Source organism: Anaerovibrio lipolyticus (assembly GCF_021531495.1).
Taxonomy (GTDB): Bacteria; Bacillota; Negativicutes; order Selenomonadales; family Selenomonadaceae; genus Anaerovibrio.
In genome coordinates this window covers 1-19260 of sequence record NZ_JADYTY010000028.1, presented here as the reverse complement: position 1 = coordinate 19260, position 19260 = coordinate 1, and the positions used below count along the sequence as shown (strand labels likewise).

General features: G+C 43.1%; 17 protein-coding genes. 15 read left to right on the top strand and 2 right to left on the bottom strand.

The annotated features are described in order from the left end of the window. The first annotated feature begins 150 nt into the window (after nucleotides 1-150). The 15 genes from I6E26_RS11400 to I6E26_RS08935 all read left to right on the top strand — a co-directional run bounded on the left by I6E26_RS11400 (nucleotide 151) and on the right by I6E26_RS08935 (nucleotide 18268). Nucleotides 151-378 carry a helix-turn-helix domain-containing protein gene (locus I6E26_RS11400; RefSeq protein WP_419179922.1) on the top strand — a complete coding sequence of 76 codons (228 nt, stop codon included), beginning with the start codon at nucleotides 151-153 and terminating at the stop codon, nucleotides 376-378. 14 nt (nucleotides 379-392) lie between these two features. After that, nucleotides 393-581 (top strand): helix-turn-helix domain-containing protein, encoded by a 189-nt coding sequence (locus I6E26_RS09000; RefSeq protein WP_235321553.1) that lies wholly within the window; start codon nucleotides 393-395, stop codon nucleotides 579-581. Nucleotides 582-1401: 820 nt separating this feature from the next. Further along, a complete protein-coding gene (locus I6E26_RS08995) occupies nucleotides 1402-3252 on the top strand; it encodes an NAD(P)-binding protein (RefSeq protein ID WP_235321552.1) in 1851 nt (616 codons plus the stop codon). Further along, nucleotides 3246-4997 (top strand): [FeFe] hydrogenase, group A, encoded by a 1752-nt coding sequence (locus tag I6E26_RS08990; RefSeq protein ID WP_235321551.1) that lies wholly within the window; start codon nucleotides 3246-3248, stop codon nucleotides 4995-4997. The genes I6E26_RS08995 and I6E26_RS08990 overlap by 7 nt, the downstream gene beginning before the upstream one ends. Before the next feature lie 120 nt (nucleotides 4998-5117). Next, entirely contained in the window at nucleotides 5118-5978 is an 861-nt protein-coding gene (locus I6E26_RS08985) for an aminotransferase class IV (protein ID WP_235321550.1), read from the top strand. A 565-nt stretch (nucleotides 5979-6543) separates the two neighbouring features. Beyond that, entirely contained in the window at nucleotides 6544-7989 is a 1446-nt protein-coding gene (locus tag I6E26_RS08980) for an alanine/glycine:cation symporter family protein (RefSeq protein WP_235321549.1), read from the top strand. 135 nt (nucleotides 7990-8124) lie between these two features. After that, nucleotides 8125-9249 (top strand): DUF362 domain-containing protein, encoded by a 1125-nt coding sequence (locus I6E26_RS08975; protein WP_235321548.1) that lies wholly within the window; start codon nucleotides 8125-8127, stop codon nucleotides 9247-9249. 130 nt (nucleotides 9250-9379) lie between these two features. Continuing rightward, on the top strand, nucleotides 9380-9559 hold the full coding sequence (locus tag I6E26_RS08970; RefSeq protein WP_235321547.1) for a hypothetical protein: 180 nt from the start codon (nucleotides 9380-9382) through the stop codon (nucleotides 9557-9559). A gap of 213 nt (nucleotides 9560-9772) precedes the next feature. After that, nucleotides 9773-10336, top strand: a complete 564-nt coding sequence (locus tag I6E26_RS08965) for a hypothetical protein (protein ID WP_235321546.1) — start codon at nucleotides 9773-9775, stop codon at nucleotides 10334-10336. Between the two features lie 183 nt (nucleotides 10337-10519). After that, the gene (gene uvrB / locus I6E26_RS08960) at nucleotides 10520-12598 is read left to right on the top strand and encodes an excinuclease ABC subunit UvrB (RefSeq protein WP_328228058.1); all 2079 of its coding nucleotides are present in this window, start codon (nucleotides 10520-10522) and stop codon (nucleotides 12596-12598) included. 81 nt (nucleotides 12599-12679) lie between these two features. Beyond that, nucleotides 12680-15499, top strand: coding sequence for an excinuclease ABC subunit UvrA (gene uvrA, locus I6E26_RS08955; protein WP_235321544.1), 2820 nt, complete (start codon nucleotides 12680-12682; stop codon nucleotides 15497-15499). Between the two features lie 230 nt (nucleotides 15500-15729). Further along, nucleotides 15730-16017 carry a hypothetical protein gene (locus tag I6E26_RS08950; protein WP_235321543.1) on the top strand — a complete coding sequence of 96 codons (288 nt, stop codon included), beginning with the start codon at nucleotides 15730-15732 and terminating at the stop codon, nucleotides 16015-16017. Nucleotides 16018-16168: 151 nt separating this feature from the next. Beyond that, nucleotides 16169-17059, top strand: coding sequence for a Fic family protein (locus I6E26_RS08945; RefSeq protein WP_235321542.1), 891 nt, complete (start codon nucleotides 16169-16171; stop codon nucleotides 17057-17059). 172 nt (nucleotides 17060-17231) lie between these two features. Next, the gene (locus I6E26_RS08940; RefSeq protein WP_235321541.1) at nucleotides 17232-18050 is read left to right on the top strand and encodes an IS30 family transposase; all 819 of its coding nucleotides are present in this window, start codon (nucleotides 17232-17234) and stop codon (nucleotides 18048-18050) included. Nucleotides 18051-18058: 8 nt separating this feature from the next. Continuing rightward, nucleotides 18059-18268, top strand: coding sequence for a hypothetical protein (locus I6E26_RS08935; RefSeq protein ID WP_235321540.1), 210 nt, complete (start codon nucleotides 18059-18061; stop codon nucleotides 18266-18268). A gap of 44 nt (nucleotides 18269-18312) precedes the next feature. Here the strand turns inward: I6E26_RS08935 and I6E26_RS08930 are convergent, their stop codons facing one another. Together I6E26_RS08930 and I6E26_RS08925 are read right to left on the bottom strand one after the other, a co-directional pair. Next, complete coding sequence (locus I6E26_RS08930; protein ID WP_235321539.1) at nucleotides 18313-18744, bottom strand: DUF2442 domain-containing protein; 432 nt, start codon at nucleotides 18742-18744, stop codon at nucleotides 18313-18315. 49 nt (nucleotides 18745-18793) lie between these two features. Then, nucleotides 18794-19012: a DUF4160 domain-containing protein gene (locus I6E26_RS08925; RefSeq protein ID WP_328228059.1), complete on the bottom strand. Its 219-nt coding sequence runs from the start codon at nucleotides 19010-19012 to the stop codon at nucleotides 18794-18796. Between the last annotated feature and the right edge of the window lie 248 nt (nucleotides 19013-19260).

The window sequence follows — 19260 nt, the reverse complement described above, 5'->3', positions numbered from 1 at the left end:
TCTTTTTGGGGAGGTTCTTTTTTTATTATGCGATATAAGCATTTTTTTATAAAAAGTTATTTATCGTTAATATTATATAATGGATGATGTTATTGGATAAAGATAAATAACTTAACATAAATATAATTAATATATGTAGTAGGTGATGGTATGGTTACTGCTTTGATATTGACAAAGTCAGCATTTTACGCAGCTGAAGCAGCAGTGTTATTAAATCTAAGTGTACAGCAGGTATATAGACTGGTACACGGTAAGACATTGAGGGCGTACAAAGATTATGGTGGAAGGTCGTGGAAAATTCCAGCCGATTCGATAGTGGAATATATGAGGAATAGGCAGGAGATGGGGAGTATCGCAGAAAATAGTCAATATCAATAAGAAGGAGAGAAACTATGTATGAACCTGATTTGAATACTATTATGACAGTTGAAGAAGTTTGTGATTATTTACGTTTGGGAAAGAATTCAGTATACAGTTTATTGAAGAGCGGCAAGCTTCCTTCACTGAAGATTGGTAGAAAATGGTTAGTACCTTACAACTGTTTATGTGAATTTATGCACAGCAATAAAAATAGTTTATGATATTGGGAGAAAATGTGATGCAGATTTTAATTTTGTGTGATATAATGTGCTGCAGATGAAGAAAAACTTTTGTCCTGTCGTTCCCTTTGTCCTGTGAAAAAACATTGGGGTGTATGTCTTGTGGCATATGAGGCGGCTAGAAAATATAGAGGACAGAGGACGAAATTGGGGGATTTTGTCCTTTTATATGTGACATGGATTTTTATCAAAAACTGCATCACTTTTTGATAAAATTGCTTCGGATATGGTGTTGTTCCGTGTAAGAAAATATAGTGGGAGCATAATTGTTTTTTATAGAAAAAAGTTTGCAACTTAGGTGTTACTCTGGATTCATTAGTTGTTTCTTTAGTCATTAAGCATCGTAAGTGCAGGAGTTAGTAGGGAAGATGGCATATCTCGTGAGCACATGGTGAGCACAAAACCACAAAATGTAGCTGGATTTAGATGATAACACATAAAAAAATAAAAGCTCACAAACGGCGTGGTTACGCTGTTTGTAAGCTTTTTGAGATGATATGGAATGTTCTAAGTGATTTATTTGCGTAACTCAAAATCAAGCGTAGTTACCCTACGTGCCGGTTCGAGTCCGGCCTTCGGCACCATTGAAATTTAGGCTCTCACAATATTTTGTGGGAGCTTTTTGTTATCTAAAAATATATTTTTTCAGCTAAAGAAATTTTCATATTTTTATTTACAAATGATACATTGACCTATTATGAGAAAGTGTATATAATTGAGAAAGAATCTATTCTAGTTTTGTAGTAGTTAATATGTGTTTTTAGCAAAATTGCTAGGGGTATTGTGTACTGGAGAGAAGAGTATGAGCAGATTAAAAGTCGAGACTCCTGATAGAGTTCAGCTAACCGTTGAGAAGCTGTACAAGGATCTGGAGCGCCATATTATTGCTTCACCACCGGGATTGTGTCCAGTGGATTTACAGCTGTCATTTTTGAAGGTTTGTCAGGCTCAGACCTGTGGCAAATGCGTACCCTGCAGGGTAGGATTGCTGCAGCTGCAGCATTTGCTGGAGGATGTGCTTAATGGCAAGGCTACCATGAAAACCTTGGATTTGATTGAGCAGACAGCCAAGAATATTGAGGCCAGCGCTGACTGTGCCATTGGCTATGAGGCGGCTCATATGCTGGTAGCAGGTTTTGACGGCTTCCGTGAGGACTATGAGCATCATGTAAAGGAGGGCTGCTGCTCTGTTCATGCCCAGCATGCCATTCCTTGTGTGGCTCTATGCCCTGCCCAGGTAGATATTCCTGGATATGTGGCTTTGGTAGGAGAGAAGCGCTATGCTGATGCAGTGCGGCTGATTCGCAAGGACAATCCTTTCCCTACAGCCTGTGCTATGATTTGTGAGCACCCTTGTGAGGCGCGCTGTCGCCGTAGTATGGTGGATGTGTCCATCAATATTCGTGGCTTGAAGCTGATGGCCGTGGAGCATGCTCATGCCAATACAGTGCCAATACCAGAGAAATGTGCCAGCACTGGCAAGAAGGTGGCTATTATCGGTGGCGGTCCTTCTGGTCTTTCTGCAGCCTATTATCTGGAATTAATGGGCCATCATGCTGTTGTCTTTGAGGAGAAGAAGAAGCTGGGCGGTATGCTTCGCTACGGTATTCCAAATTACCGCTTCCCTCGTGAGCGTTTGGATGAGGATTTGGAGGTAATTCTTAGCACCGGAGTAGAGGTGCATTTGAATACCAGAATTGGTGAGGAAGAGGGAGAAATTACACTCGAGAGCCTCAACAAGGAATACGATGCAGTTTATATTGCCATTGGTGCCCATAACGATAAGAAAATCGGCATTGAAGGGGAGAATGCCCAGGGTGTTATCTCTGCTGTGGAGCTGTTGAAGCGCATTGGTGACGATGATATGCCTGATTTCAAGGGCAAGGATGTAGTGGTTATTGGCGGCGGTAATGTGGCTATGGACTGTACTCGTTCTGCTATCCGTCTGGGAGCTAGGAAGGTAGGTATTGCCTATAGACGCCGTCAGGAGGATATGACAGCCCTGCCAGAGGAAATTGAGGGTGCTATTGCTGAGGGAGCAGAGCTATATGGCTTGAAGTCTCCACATCATATTGAGGCCGATGAAAATGGCAAGGTAGTAGCTCTCTGGGTAGAGCCACAGATTATCGGCCCTATTGATGCCTGGGGCAGAGCACGGCCTATTCACGCTGAAGTACCATTGATGCGGATACCATGTGATGTCATTGTGGTGGCCATCGGTCAGGGCATTGACAGCAAGGCCTTTGAGGATGCTGGTATCAGCTTGAAGCGAGGGGCAATTGCTGCAGCTATGACTGGCGAGGTAGAAAATGCTGATGGTATTTTTGCCGGTGGTGACTGTGCTACAGGCCCGGCAACTGTTATCAAGGCTATTGCTGCTGGCAAGGTAGCTGCAGCTAATATTGATGAATATCTGGGCTATAAGCATATTATTTCCTGTGATGTTCAGATTCCGGAGCCGGATTTGGCAGAAAAACTGCCTTGTGGCAAGGTACAGCTGGCTGAAAAGGAAGTTGGCGCCCGCAAGAATAATTTCCAGCCAATGGAAATCTGCATGAGTGAGCAGGAGGCCTGTCAGGAGGCTGGCCGCTGCCTGCGGTGTGATAAATTTGGATTCTCTGCCCTGAAGGGAGGTCGCAGACTTAGATGGTAAATGTAAAAATTGATAATATAGATCTCTCTGTGGAGGAAGGTACAACCATATTGGAAGCAGCTAAGAAGCTGGGTATCTATATACCACATCTCTGCTACCTAAAGGGAATCAATGAAATTTCCGCCTGCAAGGTTTGCGTGGTGGAGATTCAGGGGAAGAACAAGCTGGTAACAGCCTGCTCTACTGCCGTAAGCGAGGGCATGGTTATCTTTACCAACTCCGCCAAGGTAAGAAGTGTCCGCAAGTCCAATGTGGAGCTGATTCTTTCTCAGCATGACTGTCTCTGTGCTACCTGTGTCCGTTCTGGTAACTGTCCTTTGCAGACCTTGGCTGGCCATTTGGGCATTTATGATCTGCCCTTTGAGCGCCATGTAACAGAGCAGGCCTGGGACAATAATTTTCCTTTGATTCGGGATTCCAAGAAGTGCATAAAATGTATGCGCTGTCTTCAGATTTGCAGCAAGGTACAGGGCTGTGATATTTGGGATGTACAGAATACCGGTGCCTATACCAATATTAGCACTGTGGATAATATGCCTATTTCCAATACCAAATGTACCCTTTGTGGTCAGTGTATCACCCATTGTCCTACTGGCGCCTTGAAGGAAAGAAATGATTTGCCAGAGATATATGATATTTTGGCAGATCCTAACAAGGTTACTGTAGTACAGATTGCCCCTGCTGTTCGTACAGCCTGGCTGGAGCGCAAGGATATGGAGCCAGGCATTGATACTGAGGGCCGTTTGGTGGCAGCCTTGAAGCGTATGGGCTTTGACTATGTGCTGGATACAGTTTTTGCGGCAGATGTAACCATTATGGAGGAAGGAACAGAGCTGCTGGAGCGCTTGTCTGATAACAAGAAGATGCCAATGTTTACCTCCTGCTGTCCAGGCTGGGTTTCTTATCTGACCATGAACCATCCTGAAATGCTGTTAAATCTGTCTACCACCAAGAGTCCTCAGCAGATTTTTGGTGCTTTGGTCAAGACCTATTTCGCCAAGAAAACTGGTGTGGCACCGGAAAATATCTGCTCCATTTCCATTATGCCATGTGTCTCTAAGAAGAGAGAGGCAGCCTTGGCTTCCATGAAGGCCAGCGGCTATCAGGATGTGGATTATGTGCTGACCACCAGAGAGATGGTGCGTCTGCTGCGAGCAGAGCATATAGATCCTCGTGGCTTGCAGGAAATGCCATTTGATTCACCAATTGGTGATGGTACTGGTGCTGGTGTCCTCTTTGGTGTTACTGGCGGTGTTATGGAAGCGGCTCTGCGAACTGCCTACAAGGTAGTAACCGGCGAGGAGGCGCCAGAGGATGCCTTCCAGAAGGTGCGGGACACCCGCAGTGAGGGCCGGGATAATGCCATTAATTTAGGCGGTATTCGCACAGCAGATTTTGATATTGCTGGCAGAACCCTGAAAACCTGTGTGGTTAGCGGTTTGAAAAATGCAGAAAGGCTTATCAAGCAAATCAAAAGAGGGGAGGCTCATTATGACTTCGTGGAGGTTATGGCCTGCCCAGGAGGTTGTGTAGGCGGTGGCGGACAGCCAATTCACGAGGGTTGCGAGTGGGCACCTCAGCGAGGCCAGCGTCTTTATAATCTGGACAAGAAGCGGAAGCTGCGCCGTTCCCATGAGAATCCGCAGGTACAGAAGCTGTACAAGGATTTCTTGGAAAAACCTCTTAGTGAAAAGGCAGAAAAACTACTGCACACCCAGCATGTATGGGAAAAGAATTACCGTTGATGGTACATTGTATACATATTTTGTTATACTAAAAAAATATAGTCAAATGCCCAGGTCTGTGCTATAGTAATAACTGTGAAAAACAGATATGCCTTAGAATTTTGATTATGAGGTGATTATATGTTTAAAGAATTAGCTTACTATGATGGAAAGATTGGTACCCCTGATGAGGTAATGATTCCATTTAATGACCGCTCACATTTCTTTGGCGATGGTGTTTATGATGCAACTATTGGTGGCAACCATGTAGTTTATCTGCTGGAGGATCATCTGGATCGCTTCTATACCAGTGCCAACTATTTTGATATAAAGGTGCCTATGGAGAAAGAGGAGCTGGGCAAGCTTTTGACAGATCTTCTGAAGCAGGTAGAGGGTGAGACTCATTTTGTATATTGGCAGGTAACTCGCGGTATAGCACCTAGAGATCATGCCTATAGCAAGGACATGGTTGGCAAGCTCTGGGTATGGATTAAGCAATCCAAGGCTGGGGATCCAAAGAAGGAGCTGAAGCTGATTGTTCGTCCTGATACCCGCTTCCAGCATGGCAATGCCAAAACCTTGAATCTGCTGCCAGCAGTGGCTGGTACTCAGGAGGCTACCCTATTGGGAGCTGATGAGTGTGTACTGCATCGCGATGGCTTTGTTACAGAGTGTTGTCACAGCAATGTGCAGATACTCAAAAACGGTATGCTTATCAGTCATCCTGATGATCAGTTTATTCTGCGCGGTATTGCCAAGACTCATATGATTCAGGCTTGCCGCAGATTGGGAATTACCGTTATGGAGCGTCCATTTAGCTTGGAAGAGCTATATGATGCAGATGAGGTTATTGTTACCGCTTCCTCCAAGATGTGTCAGCATGCCACTGAGATTGAGGGCAAAAAGGTTGGCGGCAAGGATCCAGAAACCCTCAGCCGTATTGAAAAGGCTGTTATTCAGGAATATTTGGACTATACCGGCAAGGCAACCCTCCTGGATTAAGCATATGGCAGAGGCGAAAATAGCTAATTATGATAGTGGAAATTCGCTGGCAAACTAAATATATTGATTGGAATGGGCCAATCGGTCAGTAGCTATATCAAGCTATTGGCTGATGGCCCTTTTTGTTTTGGCAGGTATATCTATTACACTAAGGCAGGTTTTCCAGTCAGATTGGGCCTGCACAATTTTGTGGGAGAAACTGATGGGCCTCTTGGTATGGCTAATCTGGCCTACGCCTTTGAGGCAGTAGGGGTGTCAGTGCAGTTCTTAATCTTACTATGGATGTTCATTTGGGAGTTTTGGCAAATGTCCGCAGTGCTTTGAACTAAATTCCTTGAAAACTACAAAAAAACGGTGTAGGTGCTTTTTTCCTACCCGCTTTTTTTGTGCATATTTTTCCTACCTGCAATCCTTTTTCTTCCCAGAAGTTAAACAAGGATATATTAGGAATTTTACTATTTTCCATGATTTGACGAAAAATATATAATTATATAGAATAATTTTTGTTGGCTTTTCAGTATTGTGTTAATAAATTTACATATAAAATTATGAGGTGTACGAGTTTATGGAAGTGTTTTCCACTGTAGTAAATCAATTGGATTCTTTAATTTGGAGCATGGCTCTGGTAGGGCTGTGTCTAGGGGCAGGCTTTTATTTGTCCCTGCGGCTGGGCTTTCCCCAGGTACGGCTTATTGTCGATATGCTGCGACTGCTTTTTGGTGACAAAAAAAGCGAGCATGGAATTTCCTCCTTTCAGTCCTTTGCCACCACTGTTGGAGCAAGGGTAGGTATGGGGAATATTGCTGGTGTGGCCACAGCTATATTTATTGGCGGACCTGGCTCTATTTTCTGGATGTGGATAATTACCTTTATTGGGGCGGCTTCGGCCTTTACGGAGTCTGTTTTGGGGCAGGCCTACAAAATCCGCAATTCCAGCGGGGTATTTATGGGTGGCCCTGCCTATTATATTGAGCATGGCTTGAAATGCAGGCCCTATGCCAAGCTTTTTGCTATTATTGCAGCTCTAGGCCCTGGCTTTCTGTTGCCAGGTGTGCAGATAAATTCCCTGGTTTTGGTTTTTGAGGAAGCATTTGCTGTGGATAGGGTGATTGTAGGCTTTATTTGCTGTGCTTTTTTGGCTTTTATTATCTTTGGCAGTATTCGTCGTATTTCCAAGCTGGCAGAGTTTTTGACACCCTTTATGTGTTTGTTTTATATGGGCTTTGCCGCTTTTATCCTTGTTAGCCATTGGGAACAGATTCCCGCCATGCTTCATATGATTGTTACCTCTGCTATTGGTATGGATCCCCTATTTGCAGGCATTATTGGCTCTGCTGTGTCCTGGGGTGTTAAGCGAGGCATATATTCCAATGAAGCTGGCATGGGTTGTGGAGCTATAGTGTCCTCTGCAGCGGAAACTTCCCATCCTGCCAAGCAGGGCTTGATACAGGCTTGTTCTATCTATGTAGATACTCTCCTGATTGGTACAGCTACCGCCTTGATTGTACTGCTGACTGGCACCTATAATGTATCTGATGGACAGGGAGGCTTGCTGGTAAACAGTGTAGGCAATATTGAGGCAGGCATCAAATGGGCTCAGTATTCCCTGATAAATACCTTTGGCACTTGGAGTGGCAAGGCTTTGGCCATAATCATTGTTATGTTTGTTTTCACCAGCTTGACAGGCTATTGCTATCAGGCAGAAACCAATATCCGTTATTTGTTTAAGCGTAACAAAACAGCTTTGACATCTGTACGGGTGGTATTTGTGCTGGCCTCCTTTTTTGGCTGTCTGGTAAATGCAGATGCTATCTGGGCCTTGGGCGATATAGGTTATGGTCTTATGGGTTGGGCCAATATCATTGCTATTATTTTGCTGGCTCCTAAGGCTGTGGCTATTTTAAAGGACTACGAAAGTCAGAAGGCCCAGGGACAGGACCCTGTGTTCAATCCGGATAAATTTGGGATTCATGACTATACTGGGGCTTGGAAGAAATATCAGAAATTTTGATAGAGCTATTGCGGGAAACACCCTATTTTAGCTCTAGGAAATTCTGTTTCGATTTTCATGATATTTAGTTGACTTAAAGCAGGGTTTAGGTGTTATACTATTCTTAGTGTATTATATTTGCAAGGGGGAGTTTTCGTGGAAAAATCCAAGGTTTATTTTACAGATTTCCGTACTCAGGTTGGTACCAGCTGGACTGTGAAGCTGCAGCGCCTGTGTATTGCAGCTGGCATCAAGAATATTGATTTTGATAAAAAGTTCGTAGCTATTAAGATGCATTTTGGCGAGTTGGGCAATCTATCCTTTTTGCGTCCTAATTATGCCAAGGCTATTGCAGATTTGGTGAAGGAGCAGGGTGGTCTGCCATTCCTGACAGATTGTAATACCCTGTATCCAGGCAGCCGTAAGAATGCCTTGGAGCATATTGAATGTGCTAATATTAACGGATTTAACAGCATTTCTACTGGTTGCCAGATTATTATTGGCGATGGCTTGAAGGGTACTGATGATGTGGAGGTACCTGTAAAGAATGGTGAGATTTGCAAGACAGCCAAAATTGGCCGGGCGGTAATGGATGCAGATGTATTTATCAGCTTGGCTCATTTCAAGGGACATGAGGCTACTGGCTTTGGTGGTGCTATTAAGAATATTGGCATGGGTTGTGGCAGTCGTGCTGGCAAGATGGAACAGCATTCCTCCGGCAAGGTGGTAGTAAATCCGGACAAATGCCGTGGCTGTCAGAAATGTGCCAAGGAGTGTGGTTCTGATGCTATTACCTATGTGGATCACAAGGCAGTTATTGACCATGATGCCTGCAAGGGCTGTGGCCGTTGCATAGGTGCCTGCAATTTTGATGCTATCCGCAATGAGCAGTGGGATGCGGGAGATCTGTTGGATAAGAAGATGGCAGAATACGCTCAGGCGGTGGTTCAGGATAGACCATGCTTCCATATCAACATGATTATGGATATTTCGCCAAATTGTGATTGTCATGGGGAGAATGATGCTGCTATTCTGCCAAATATCGGCATGGCTGCTTCCTTTGACCCTATTGCCTTGGATCAGGCTTGTGCCGACCTTTGTCAGCAGGCAGAGCCTATCCGCAATTCCCAGTTGGGAGACAATCTGGCTAAGCCGGACTGGCATTGTCATCACGACCATTGGTTGGATAGCAATCCTAATGTACATTGGAAGGAAACTCTAGAACACGGCGAAAAAATCGGCATGGGCACCCGCCAGTACGAGCTAATTCGCTTGAAGTAAAAAATTATGACGAGGTGTCCTGCTATGTCTTGCAATTAATTCGGTTGCAAGGTATAATAAAAATAAGGGGAGCACCAGTAGACGGTTGCCCCAGAATAACATGACGAAACTTTAAGGAAATCCGCCAGGTTTGGAAGCTTTAGGCGGATTTTCTTATGCCTTTAATGCAACAATGCAGATAGTCACCAGAAAAACCAGTGTCAAAAAATCATACAAGGTCAAAGTACTGTCTGATGTATTGACAAAAGAATTCGGTAAAGGATTTTCTGAGCGTAATCTTGCAGACTTTCGTAAGTTTTATCATTTATGAATCAGTCAAGGTTCCAGTGATATGGTATAAATGAAGTTGTCACCTTACTTTCAAGGAATTAATATATACTTATGAGTGTAATCTGATAAGTTATTTGATAGTGGAGAGAATACACGGTTGTTGTAGTGGGGTATTTCCAGCTAAATAATGATAGGAGCAAGAGTGTATATAGTGGTATGTTGTAATGATAATAATTTGACGAGAAAAACAGGGATGGAGCCTATATACGATGATAAAGGAAAACATATATCTTCGGTTTTAGAATTTTGGCAATGGGCTTATTCTGATATTATTGGCAATATTGAGCGAGGGCATTTTGCCGAATATTTAGTAGCTCGTGCCTTAAATGTAAGACAAAATACAAGAGTAGAGTGGGATAAATATGATGTGTTGACCAATGATGATATATCTATAGAAGTGAAATCATCTGGTTATGTGCAGACATGGCAGCAGAAAGGCAAATCTAAGATATCGTTTTCCATACGTCCCACAAGAGCCTTTAATTCAAAAGCTAATGCTTATGAAAGGGAAATAAAAAGACAGGCTCAGATTTATGTATTTTGTGTCCATAACTATGAGAAAAAGGATGAAGGACTTAACCCATTAGATATGAAACAGTGGGATTTTTATATTTTGCCTACCGAGAAATTGAATATGGAGGTAAAAGAACAGAAAACCATTTCTTTGCAGAAAATAATAAAGCTGGGAGCAGAAAAATGTAGTTATTCGGAATTATCAGCGAGTATTAATAAATTGAAATGTCTTTGGGATATATGATGAGGTATTCGATACAAAAAACTCTATAGGAGTGGGACGGTTTAGATTTTCAAATTACTTGAAAATAGGTTGTGCAGATAACGTGGAAATGACATCTGCGGAAGAATATGGATTTTGTGTTTTAATTGTGCTATAATCAGTTTGTGTGTTCTAATCACACAAGCTGATTTTTTTTGAGGAGGTTTGTCCATGCTGCCTAAGCTGAATAATGTAGAATTTAATGAAGACAAGGCTACGCCTTTTCATGTGGTAGCTCCCTTTGAGCCTATGGGGGATCAGCCGGAAGCTATAGAAGCATTGGCGGCCGGTATTGAAAATGGTCAGGAGGCTCAGGTACTGCTGGGAGCTACTGGTACAGGCAAAACCTTTACTATAGCCAAGCTTATTGAGAAGGTGCAGCGGCCTACCTTGGTGATTGCCCACAACAAGACTTTGGCCGCCCAGCTGGCCAGCGAGTTCAAAGCTTTTTTCCCAGATAATTATGTAGGCTATTTTGTCAGCTATTATGATTATTATCAGCCAGAGGCCTATATTGCCTCGACAGATACCTATATAGAGAAGGATGCTTCCATCAATGATGAAATAGATGAGCTGCGGCATTCTGCTACCTGCTCTCTTTTTGAGCGACGGGATGTTATTATTGTGGCCAGTGTTTCCTGCATATATGGTTTGGGTTCTCCGGAAAGCTATCATGAAATGGTTTTGTCCCTGCACAAGGGGCAGGAAACGGATAGGGATGCAATTCTCCGCCGACTGGTTGCCATTCAATATGAGCGAAATGATTTGGTACTGGAGCGTGGCACTTTTAGGGTGCGGGGCGATGTTATTGAGGTATTTCCAGCTGGTTATAGCAATAAAGCAGTGCGGATAGAGCTTTTTGGGGATGAAGTAGATAGGATTCTGGAATTTGAGGTGCTTACCGGCAAGGTTATTGGTGAAAGGCTTCATTCCATGATTTTTCCAGCTTCCCATTATGTTACTAATCGGGAGGATTTGGAATACGCCATGTCCACCATTCGACAGGAAATGGAGGAACAGGTCAAATTCTTTAAATCAGAAAATAAATTGATTGAGGCCCAGCGCATTGAACAGCGAGTAAATTATGATTTGGAAATGATTCAGGAAATGGGCTACTGCTCAGGCATTGAGAATTATTCTCGGCATTTAACCCGCCGTAAAACAGGAGATGCGCCCTATACCCTGCTGGATTATTTCCCAGAGGATTTTCTCATGGTAATGGATGAGTCCCATGTTACCTTGCCTCAGGTACGGGCTATGTATGCAGGGGATAGATCCCGGAAGGATTCGTTAGTCAATAATGGCTTTCGTCTACCTTCGGCCTATGATAACCGTCCTTTGAAATTTGAGGAGTTTGAAAAGCGGATTAATCAGATTGTATATGTTTCTGCTACGCCGGCTAAATACGAGCTAGGACAGGCTCAACAGGTGGTACAGCAGATTATTCGTCCTACGGGACTTTTGGATCCAGAAATCGAAATCCGTCCTTTGGAGGGGCAGATGGATGATTTGCTGGGAGAAATTCATAAAAGAACAGCCAAAAATCAGCGGGTTTTGGTAACTACCTTGACCAAGCGTATGGCAGAGAATCTTACAGATTACCTCAAGGAAATGGGTGTGAAGGTGCGGTATCTTCATTCAGATATTGCCACCATTGAAAGAGCCCAGATTATCAAGGAACTGCGATTGGGCAAATTTGATGTGCTGGTAGGTATAAACCTGCTGCGTGAGGGCTTGGATATGCCAGAGGTATCTTTGGTGGCTATTCTGGATGCGGATAAGGAGGGCTTTTTGCGCTCTGATACATCACTGATTCAGACCATAGGCCGTGCTGCCCGTAATGCCGAGGGACAGGTTATTATGTATGCTGATGTGATTACGGATTCCATGCAGAGAGCCATAGATGAAACAGCCCGCCGTCGTCAGGTGCAGGAGGCCTATAATCAGGAGCATAATATTGTGCCAAAAACCATTGTAAAGCCAATCAAGGATTTGATTGATTTGACCTTGGTAGCTGAGGAAAGCGGTGAATACAAGGTTGATATAGATGCCAAGGCCAAGGCTGCGGCCAAGAAGCTGCAGCGGCCGGATAAAAAGCTGACCAAGAAGGAAGGGGAGGCACTTTTGAAGGCTTTGACCAAGGAAATGCAGATGGCCTCTAGGGCCTTGGAGTTTGAGCGGGCCGCTCAGCTTAGGGATATGATTTTTGAACTGCAGGATACTATGGGGATAAAAAATAAATAGCAGGCATTTTACGGGCTAAAGCCATCATATGTGACGATTTTGTCAGTAGTATGCTTAGGGTAAGGGTATATGAGGTAGTTTATGGATAAGTATATTCGCATTCGTGGTGCTAGACAGCACAATTTAAAAAATATTAATTTGGATATTCCAAGGGATAAAATGGTGGTCATTACTGGCCTTAGCGGCTCTGGTAAATCCTCTCTGGCCTTTGATACCATCTATGCAGAGGGCCAGCGGCGGTATATGGAGTCTTTATCATCCTATGCCCGACAGTTCCTGGGACAGATGGACAAGCCTGATGTGGACTATATAGAGGGCTTGTCTCCGGCTATTTCCATTGACCAGAAAACCACCAGCCGCAATCCTCGTTCTACCGTAGGCACAGTTACGGAAATCTACGACTATCTGCGTTTGCTTTTTGCTAGAGTGGGGCACCCTCATTGCCCTAGATGTGGTAAGCCTGTTAATCAGCAGTCCTTGGATCAGATGCTGGATCAGCTATTGGCTTTGCCAGAACGCACCAAGCTATTGATTATGGCTCAGGCGGTGCGGGGGAAAAAGGGAGAGCACAAAAAGTTGCTGGAGCATATTCGCAAGGAGGGCTATACCCGTCTGCGCATTGATGGTGAAATCCGGGATGCTGGTGAGGAAATCCAGCTGGAAAAAAATAAAAAGCATACCATTGAGGTGGTTATTGATCGGCTGATTATTCGGCCAGAGATACGGCCTCGTATGGCAGAATCCATGGAGGTAGCCTTGAAGATGGGGCAGGGTGTGGCCTATGTGCAGATTGTCGATGGAGAACAGCTAATGTTCAGCCAGAATTTTGCCTGTGAGGATTGTGGTATCAGCCTGCCGGAAATTACACCGAGAATGTTTTCCTTTAACAGTCCTTTTGGCGCTTGTCCTGTTTGCAGTGGATTGGGCAGTCAAATGGAGATGGATTTGGAGCTGGTACTGCCAGATAAGGCTAAATCCTTGGCTGAGGGGGCCATTGCTCCTATGTCTACCAATGTTAAAGGATATTATATGCGCCAGATGGATGCTTTGGTACAAAAATATGGCTGTACCTTGGATACCCCTTGGCAGGAGATGCCAGCCAAGCTGCAGCAAAAGCTTCTCTATGGCACTGGGGAGGAGATTTTGGAGTTTGGCTATGAGAATATGTTTGGACAATACAAGATTCATCGTATTCCCTTTGAGGGAATAATGAATATTCTCAATCGTCGCTACCGGGAATCTGAATCAGATACTATGCGGGAGGAATATGAAAATTATATGAGTGTTAATCTGTGTCCTGAATGTCATGGGGCCAGATTAAAGCCAGAGGTGCTGGCTGTCACTATTGGAGGTAAAAACATTCAGCAGGTAACGGATATGCCTGTGGCTCAGTGTCAGGAGTTTTTCCAGCAGGTAGAGTTTTCGGACAGAGAGCGGACTATTGGTCAGCAGGTACTAAAGGAAATTAATGCCAGATTGGGATTTTTGGCTAAGGTTGGTTTGGAGTATCTTACTTTGTCTAGAGCTGCTGGTACTTTATCTGGCGGTGAGGCTCAGCGTATCAGGCTGGCTACCCAGATTGGTTCTGGCTTGGTAGGGGTGCTGTATATCTTGGACGAGCCTAGTATTGGTTTGCATCAGCGAGATAATAACAAGCTGCTAGAGGCATTGAAAAATCTGCGGAATATGGGCAATACCCTGCTGGTGGTGGAGCATGATGAGGATACCATGCGGGTGGCAGATCATATTGTGGATATTGGGCCGGGAGCTGGTTCTCAGGGAGGCTATGTGGTGGCTCAGGGGACAGCTGAGGAGATTATGGCTGTGCCGGAGTCAGTAACAGGTCAGTATTTAAGCCACGAAAAAATTATTCCAGTGCCAGAGAAAAGACGGCAGGGAAATGGTAATTTTCTGGAGATTCTGGGGGCAGAGGAGAATAATCTAAAGAATGTACATTTGAAACTGCCTTTGGGGGTATTTACGGTTATTACTGGTGTATCTGGTTCTGGTAAAAGTACCTTGATAAATGAAATTCTTTATAAGGCAGTGGCTTCCAAGCTTTATCGCATTAAAGGCAGACCGGGAAAGTTCAAAAAGCTGTTGGGTATGGAGAATGTGGATAAGGTTATTGATATTGACCAAAGCCCTATTGGTAGAACGCCTCGTTCCAATCCTGCTACCTACACCGGTGTATTTGATTTAATCAGAACGCTGTTTAGTCAGTGCAGTGAGGCTAAGATGCGCGGGTATAAGCCTGGGCGGTTTAGCTTTAATATTAAGGGAGGCCGATGTGAAACCTGCAAAGGTGATGGCATTATCAAGATAGAGATGCATTTCCTTTCAGATGTATATGTGCCTTGCGAGGTTTGTGGCGGTGCCAGATACAATCAGGAAACCTTGGAGGTTAAATATAAGGGAAAATCTATTGCGGATGTACTGGATATGACTATTGAGGAAGCAGTAGAGTTCTTTAAGAATGTGCCTCGTATTGCCAATAAGCTGCAGGTGATGCAGGATGTTGGACTGGGTTATGTCAAGTTGGGGCAGTCTGCTACAACGTTGTCTGGTGGTGAGGCTCAGAGGGTAAAGCTGGCTACGGAGCTATCCCGCCGTTCTACTGGCAGAACATTGTATATTCTGGATGAGCCTACTACTGGTTTACATACGGCAGATATTCATAAGCTGTTGGAGATTCTCCAGCGGTTAGTTGATGGCGGAGATTCTGTGGTGGTTATTGAGCATAATCTGGATGTGATTAAAAGTGCAGATTATATTGTGGATTTGGGCCCAGAGGGAGGAGATAAGGGAGGCACGATTGTGGCTCAGGGCACACCAGAGGAAATTGTGAAAGTCAAGGCTTCTTATACAGGTAAGTTCTTAAAGCCTATGCTGGAGCAGTAAATTATGATTTGCCGAGTTGCCTATCTCCCTAAATATTTGAAATGAAAGTCGTTATGTCAGTGGGTTCTGAAATACAGCCTGCGGTCATAACGACTTTTGCTCTGTCCGACTTAATGGCCCTAACTGGTGATTTATCTTTACGCACAGATACCGCTTGTGTACTCGCTCCTAGCTAAGCCTAACGGATGCTAATTCAGTATATTGAAGGTGATATTGACATAGTAGAGAAAATGAAGAGGACAGGTAAGTATGAAAAATGCCAGATGCGCTATAATATTCATATGGAAGATGAGTTGAACAATTCTCGGCTTTGGTTAACAAGAAATTACAAGGAAGCATTGTATCATCGCTTGGATAAAGATTTGCAGTATGATATGGATAATGATATGGACATGGAACTGCAACGCATAAGCCTGCAATATGGAATGTTAAATTTTATTATCTATGATAATGGCTATAGTAGGTATTTTTATTCTGACCAATGGAGATTATATTTTACCGGACTTTATTTTCGATGAAGTCCAGTTTTCTATATTCAGAAATAACATTTTTTATAACGGCAAGAAATGTAAAACCTATATTGAAGATATTGATGTTTTTGCCGATGATATGGTATACTATGTAATATATTAACGTAGTTTTGATGCTATTTATGACGGAGGGAAAGAGATGCGATATCTTTCAGTTACTGAAATAGCGAAAAAGTGGGAAGTGTCAGAGCGCAGTGTTAGAAATTATTGTGCCCAAGGTCGTGTGAATGGTGCATTCATCACCAGTAAGATATGGAACATTCCGGAAAATGCAGAGAAACCAGAGCGTATCAATAAGAGAAAAGAAGTCAAGATTACTCTGTTGGATATTCTGAAAGAGCAGAAGGCAAGTAAATACTCCGGTGGTATTTATCATAAAACGCAGATTGAATTGACGTACAACTCCAACCATATTGAAGGAAGTCGCCTGACTCACGATCAAACCAGATATATCTTTGAAACCAATACTATCGGTGTAGAAAAAGAAGTTCTGAATGTTGATGATGTAATTGAAACAGTAAATCACTTCCACTGTATTGACATAATTATTGATTCTGCAAGAGCAGTTCTGACGGAGAAATTTATCAAGGACCTTCATTTTATTTTGAAGAACGGCACCAGCGACTCTAGAAAAGATTGGTTTGCTGTTGGCGATTATAAGAAGCTTCCTAATGAAGTCAGTGGTATGGATACAACCATTCCAGAAGAAGTTGCCAATAAAATGAAGACCTTGCTGATGGAATACAACGCTAAAGATGCAAAGACATTTGAGGATATTCTGGACTTCCATGTGAAGTTTGAGCGGATTCATCCGTTTCAGGATGGCAACGGTCGTATTGGTAGATTAATTATGTTTAAGGAATGTTTGAAAAATAATATAGTTCCATTTATTGTTGATGATAATTTAAAGATGTTCTATTATCGTGGATTGAAAGAATGGGATAATGAAAAAGGCTATCTGACAGATACCTGCCTGGCTGCACAAGATAAATATAAAGCATATTTGGATTATTTTAGGATTGTGTATTAATGCAAGAAGCGATGTGGAGCTATGTCGAATTTTACCCTATTTTTTATCTCAAGGTTATGAAGGTCGTTGAAATGGTAGATTGTAAAATGAAATTGAACAAATAAAAGACTCACGGCGAATCTTTTTGGTAGAATTAAGTTACCACACAAAAAGCTATCAAAGGAGATGCACCATGAGTCGTAACAATTCTACCATGATTACCCCTTCTCGCAAAAGAGGTCAGCACTTAAAATTTGAAGATAGAGTAAGCATCAAGATATACAGGAAGCTAAAATATACGCTTAGAGCTATAGCAGATGTTCTGGATTGTTCTCCGTCTACCATTATGTATGAAATCAAGCGTGGCACAGGCGAAAGGAACGGCTCAAGAGGCCGCTTTCCTGAATACAATCCAAGCCGGGGACAAGCAAACTATGAGGTGAACCGTAGTCGTTGCCATCGAAAAGCCAAGGCTCTTAACGGTAATCCTTTTGTGGACTGGGTTATTACTCCGTTTAATCTTCCGGAAGCTCTCCGCAGGCGTCATAAGAAAAAACTCATCCGTAACAACAAGAGAAGCTACGGAACAAGCATCACAGAACGCCCGGAAGAAATCTCCGCAGAGATTGAGGAAGGCCACTGGGAAATAGATACCGTTGTAGGAAAGAGAGCTGGAAAAGAATCTGTGGTACTTACACTTGTAGAGAAGAAAACCGATTACTACATAGCAATCAAGATTCCAGGAAAGGATGCTGCTTCAGTAATGATTGCTATGGAAGTTCTACGTGAAGAATACGGCGATAAGTTCTTCAGCAAAGTATTCAAATCAATAACAGCTGATAACGGCAGCGAGTTTTCGCGTCTGTCTGAGCTTGAAGCGTATGGCGTATCGATATATTTCGCGCACCCTTATTTCTCATGGGAAAGAGCCCAGAACGAACGCCATAACAGAATCCTCAGGAGATACATCCAAAAGGGTGTTTCCATTGACTTGTATTCAAAGGCTTTGTAAATCTGATTATGGCTGATACAGTAGCCTATCAGGAAGTTATAGACAGGGAAAACAACCCTATCAAATATGCCATGAAAAAGGCGGGGTTGAACATCAAGAAGCTTTCCCTTCTTCTGGATGCACCATATCGCACTGTACAGGATTGGATTGCCGGCAAGAGAATGCCGCCATCCTGGTGTCAGAAGCTCATTATTGAGAAAATCGAAACATCCGCATAATTGTTGCTAGATAGCTGTGTCTTACAATCGGGACACAGCTATTTTTATGCCCTTGCTACATCAGATTTCAAGAAGAGCTTTGTGCGCTGGTAGGTCTTAATAGGCTGGATATGGCCGTTCTTGATGGCGGCTATTACATTCTGCCTTGTACATCCCAGCATATCCGCAACCTCGGTAGTATTAACAATCTCGTGCTGGGTAAAGCTGACAAAATCCTCTACAGATAAAGGTATTTCAACACCATTTTCCCAAAGTTCTCCCTCTGAACAATCCAAGTCCTCATTCCAAGACACTCCATAGCCTCCTGGCTCAACCTTTACCATTTGGAACAGGGCAGGCTCCTCCAGTGCTTCGAACTCTGGATAGTCCTTAATAATAGGCTTTACATCAAATTTCTTAATAACACCATTTTCAAAGAAAACCAACAGCTGCATATTTGACAATGGCACTACATTAGCAATTTTTATAGACAACATAAATATCACATCCTTATGAATAAAGCCGCCATTCAAGGCGGCTATTTAATTACTTCAACGGTGGCAGCTTCTTAATGGTTTTGTTATTCCACATATACTGCAATTCGTCTTTATGGGATAATCCCCATTCCCGAATCATTTTTACAGCCCTTGCTGGCAGGTCGCCCTCAATCATTTCCAGACTGTCGATTCTAAATATTCCGTTGTATTCACCATACACTGCATGAATATGTGGAGGATTATGTTCGTTTCTAAAAAATATCTTGATGACTATACCATAGAATCTCGTTATTTATGGCATACGCTTAACTCCTTTCATGCATTTATTATACCACACTGTTTTACATAAAACAAATATATTTTTACATATAAAATATTTTAAAATCATTTTTGCTATATTGACAGCACTTTACAATTTTTACGCTGCATAACCCTGATTCCGACCCATAGCTGCCAAGAACTCCATGATGATATCGGAATTTTTGGCAGTTTGGGCACAATCAGCCAAACTGCCAA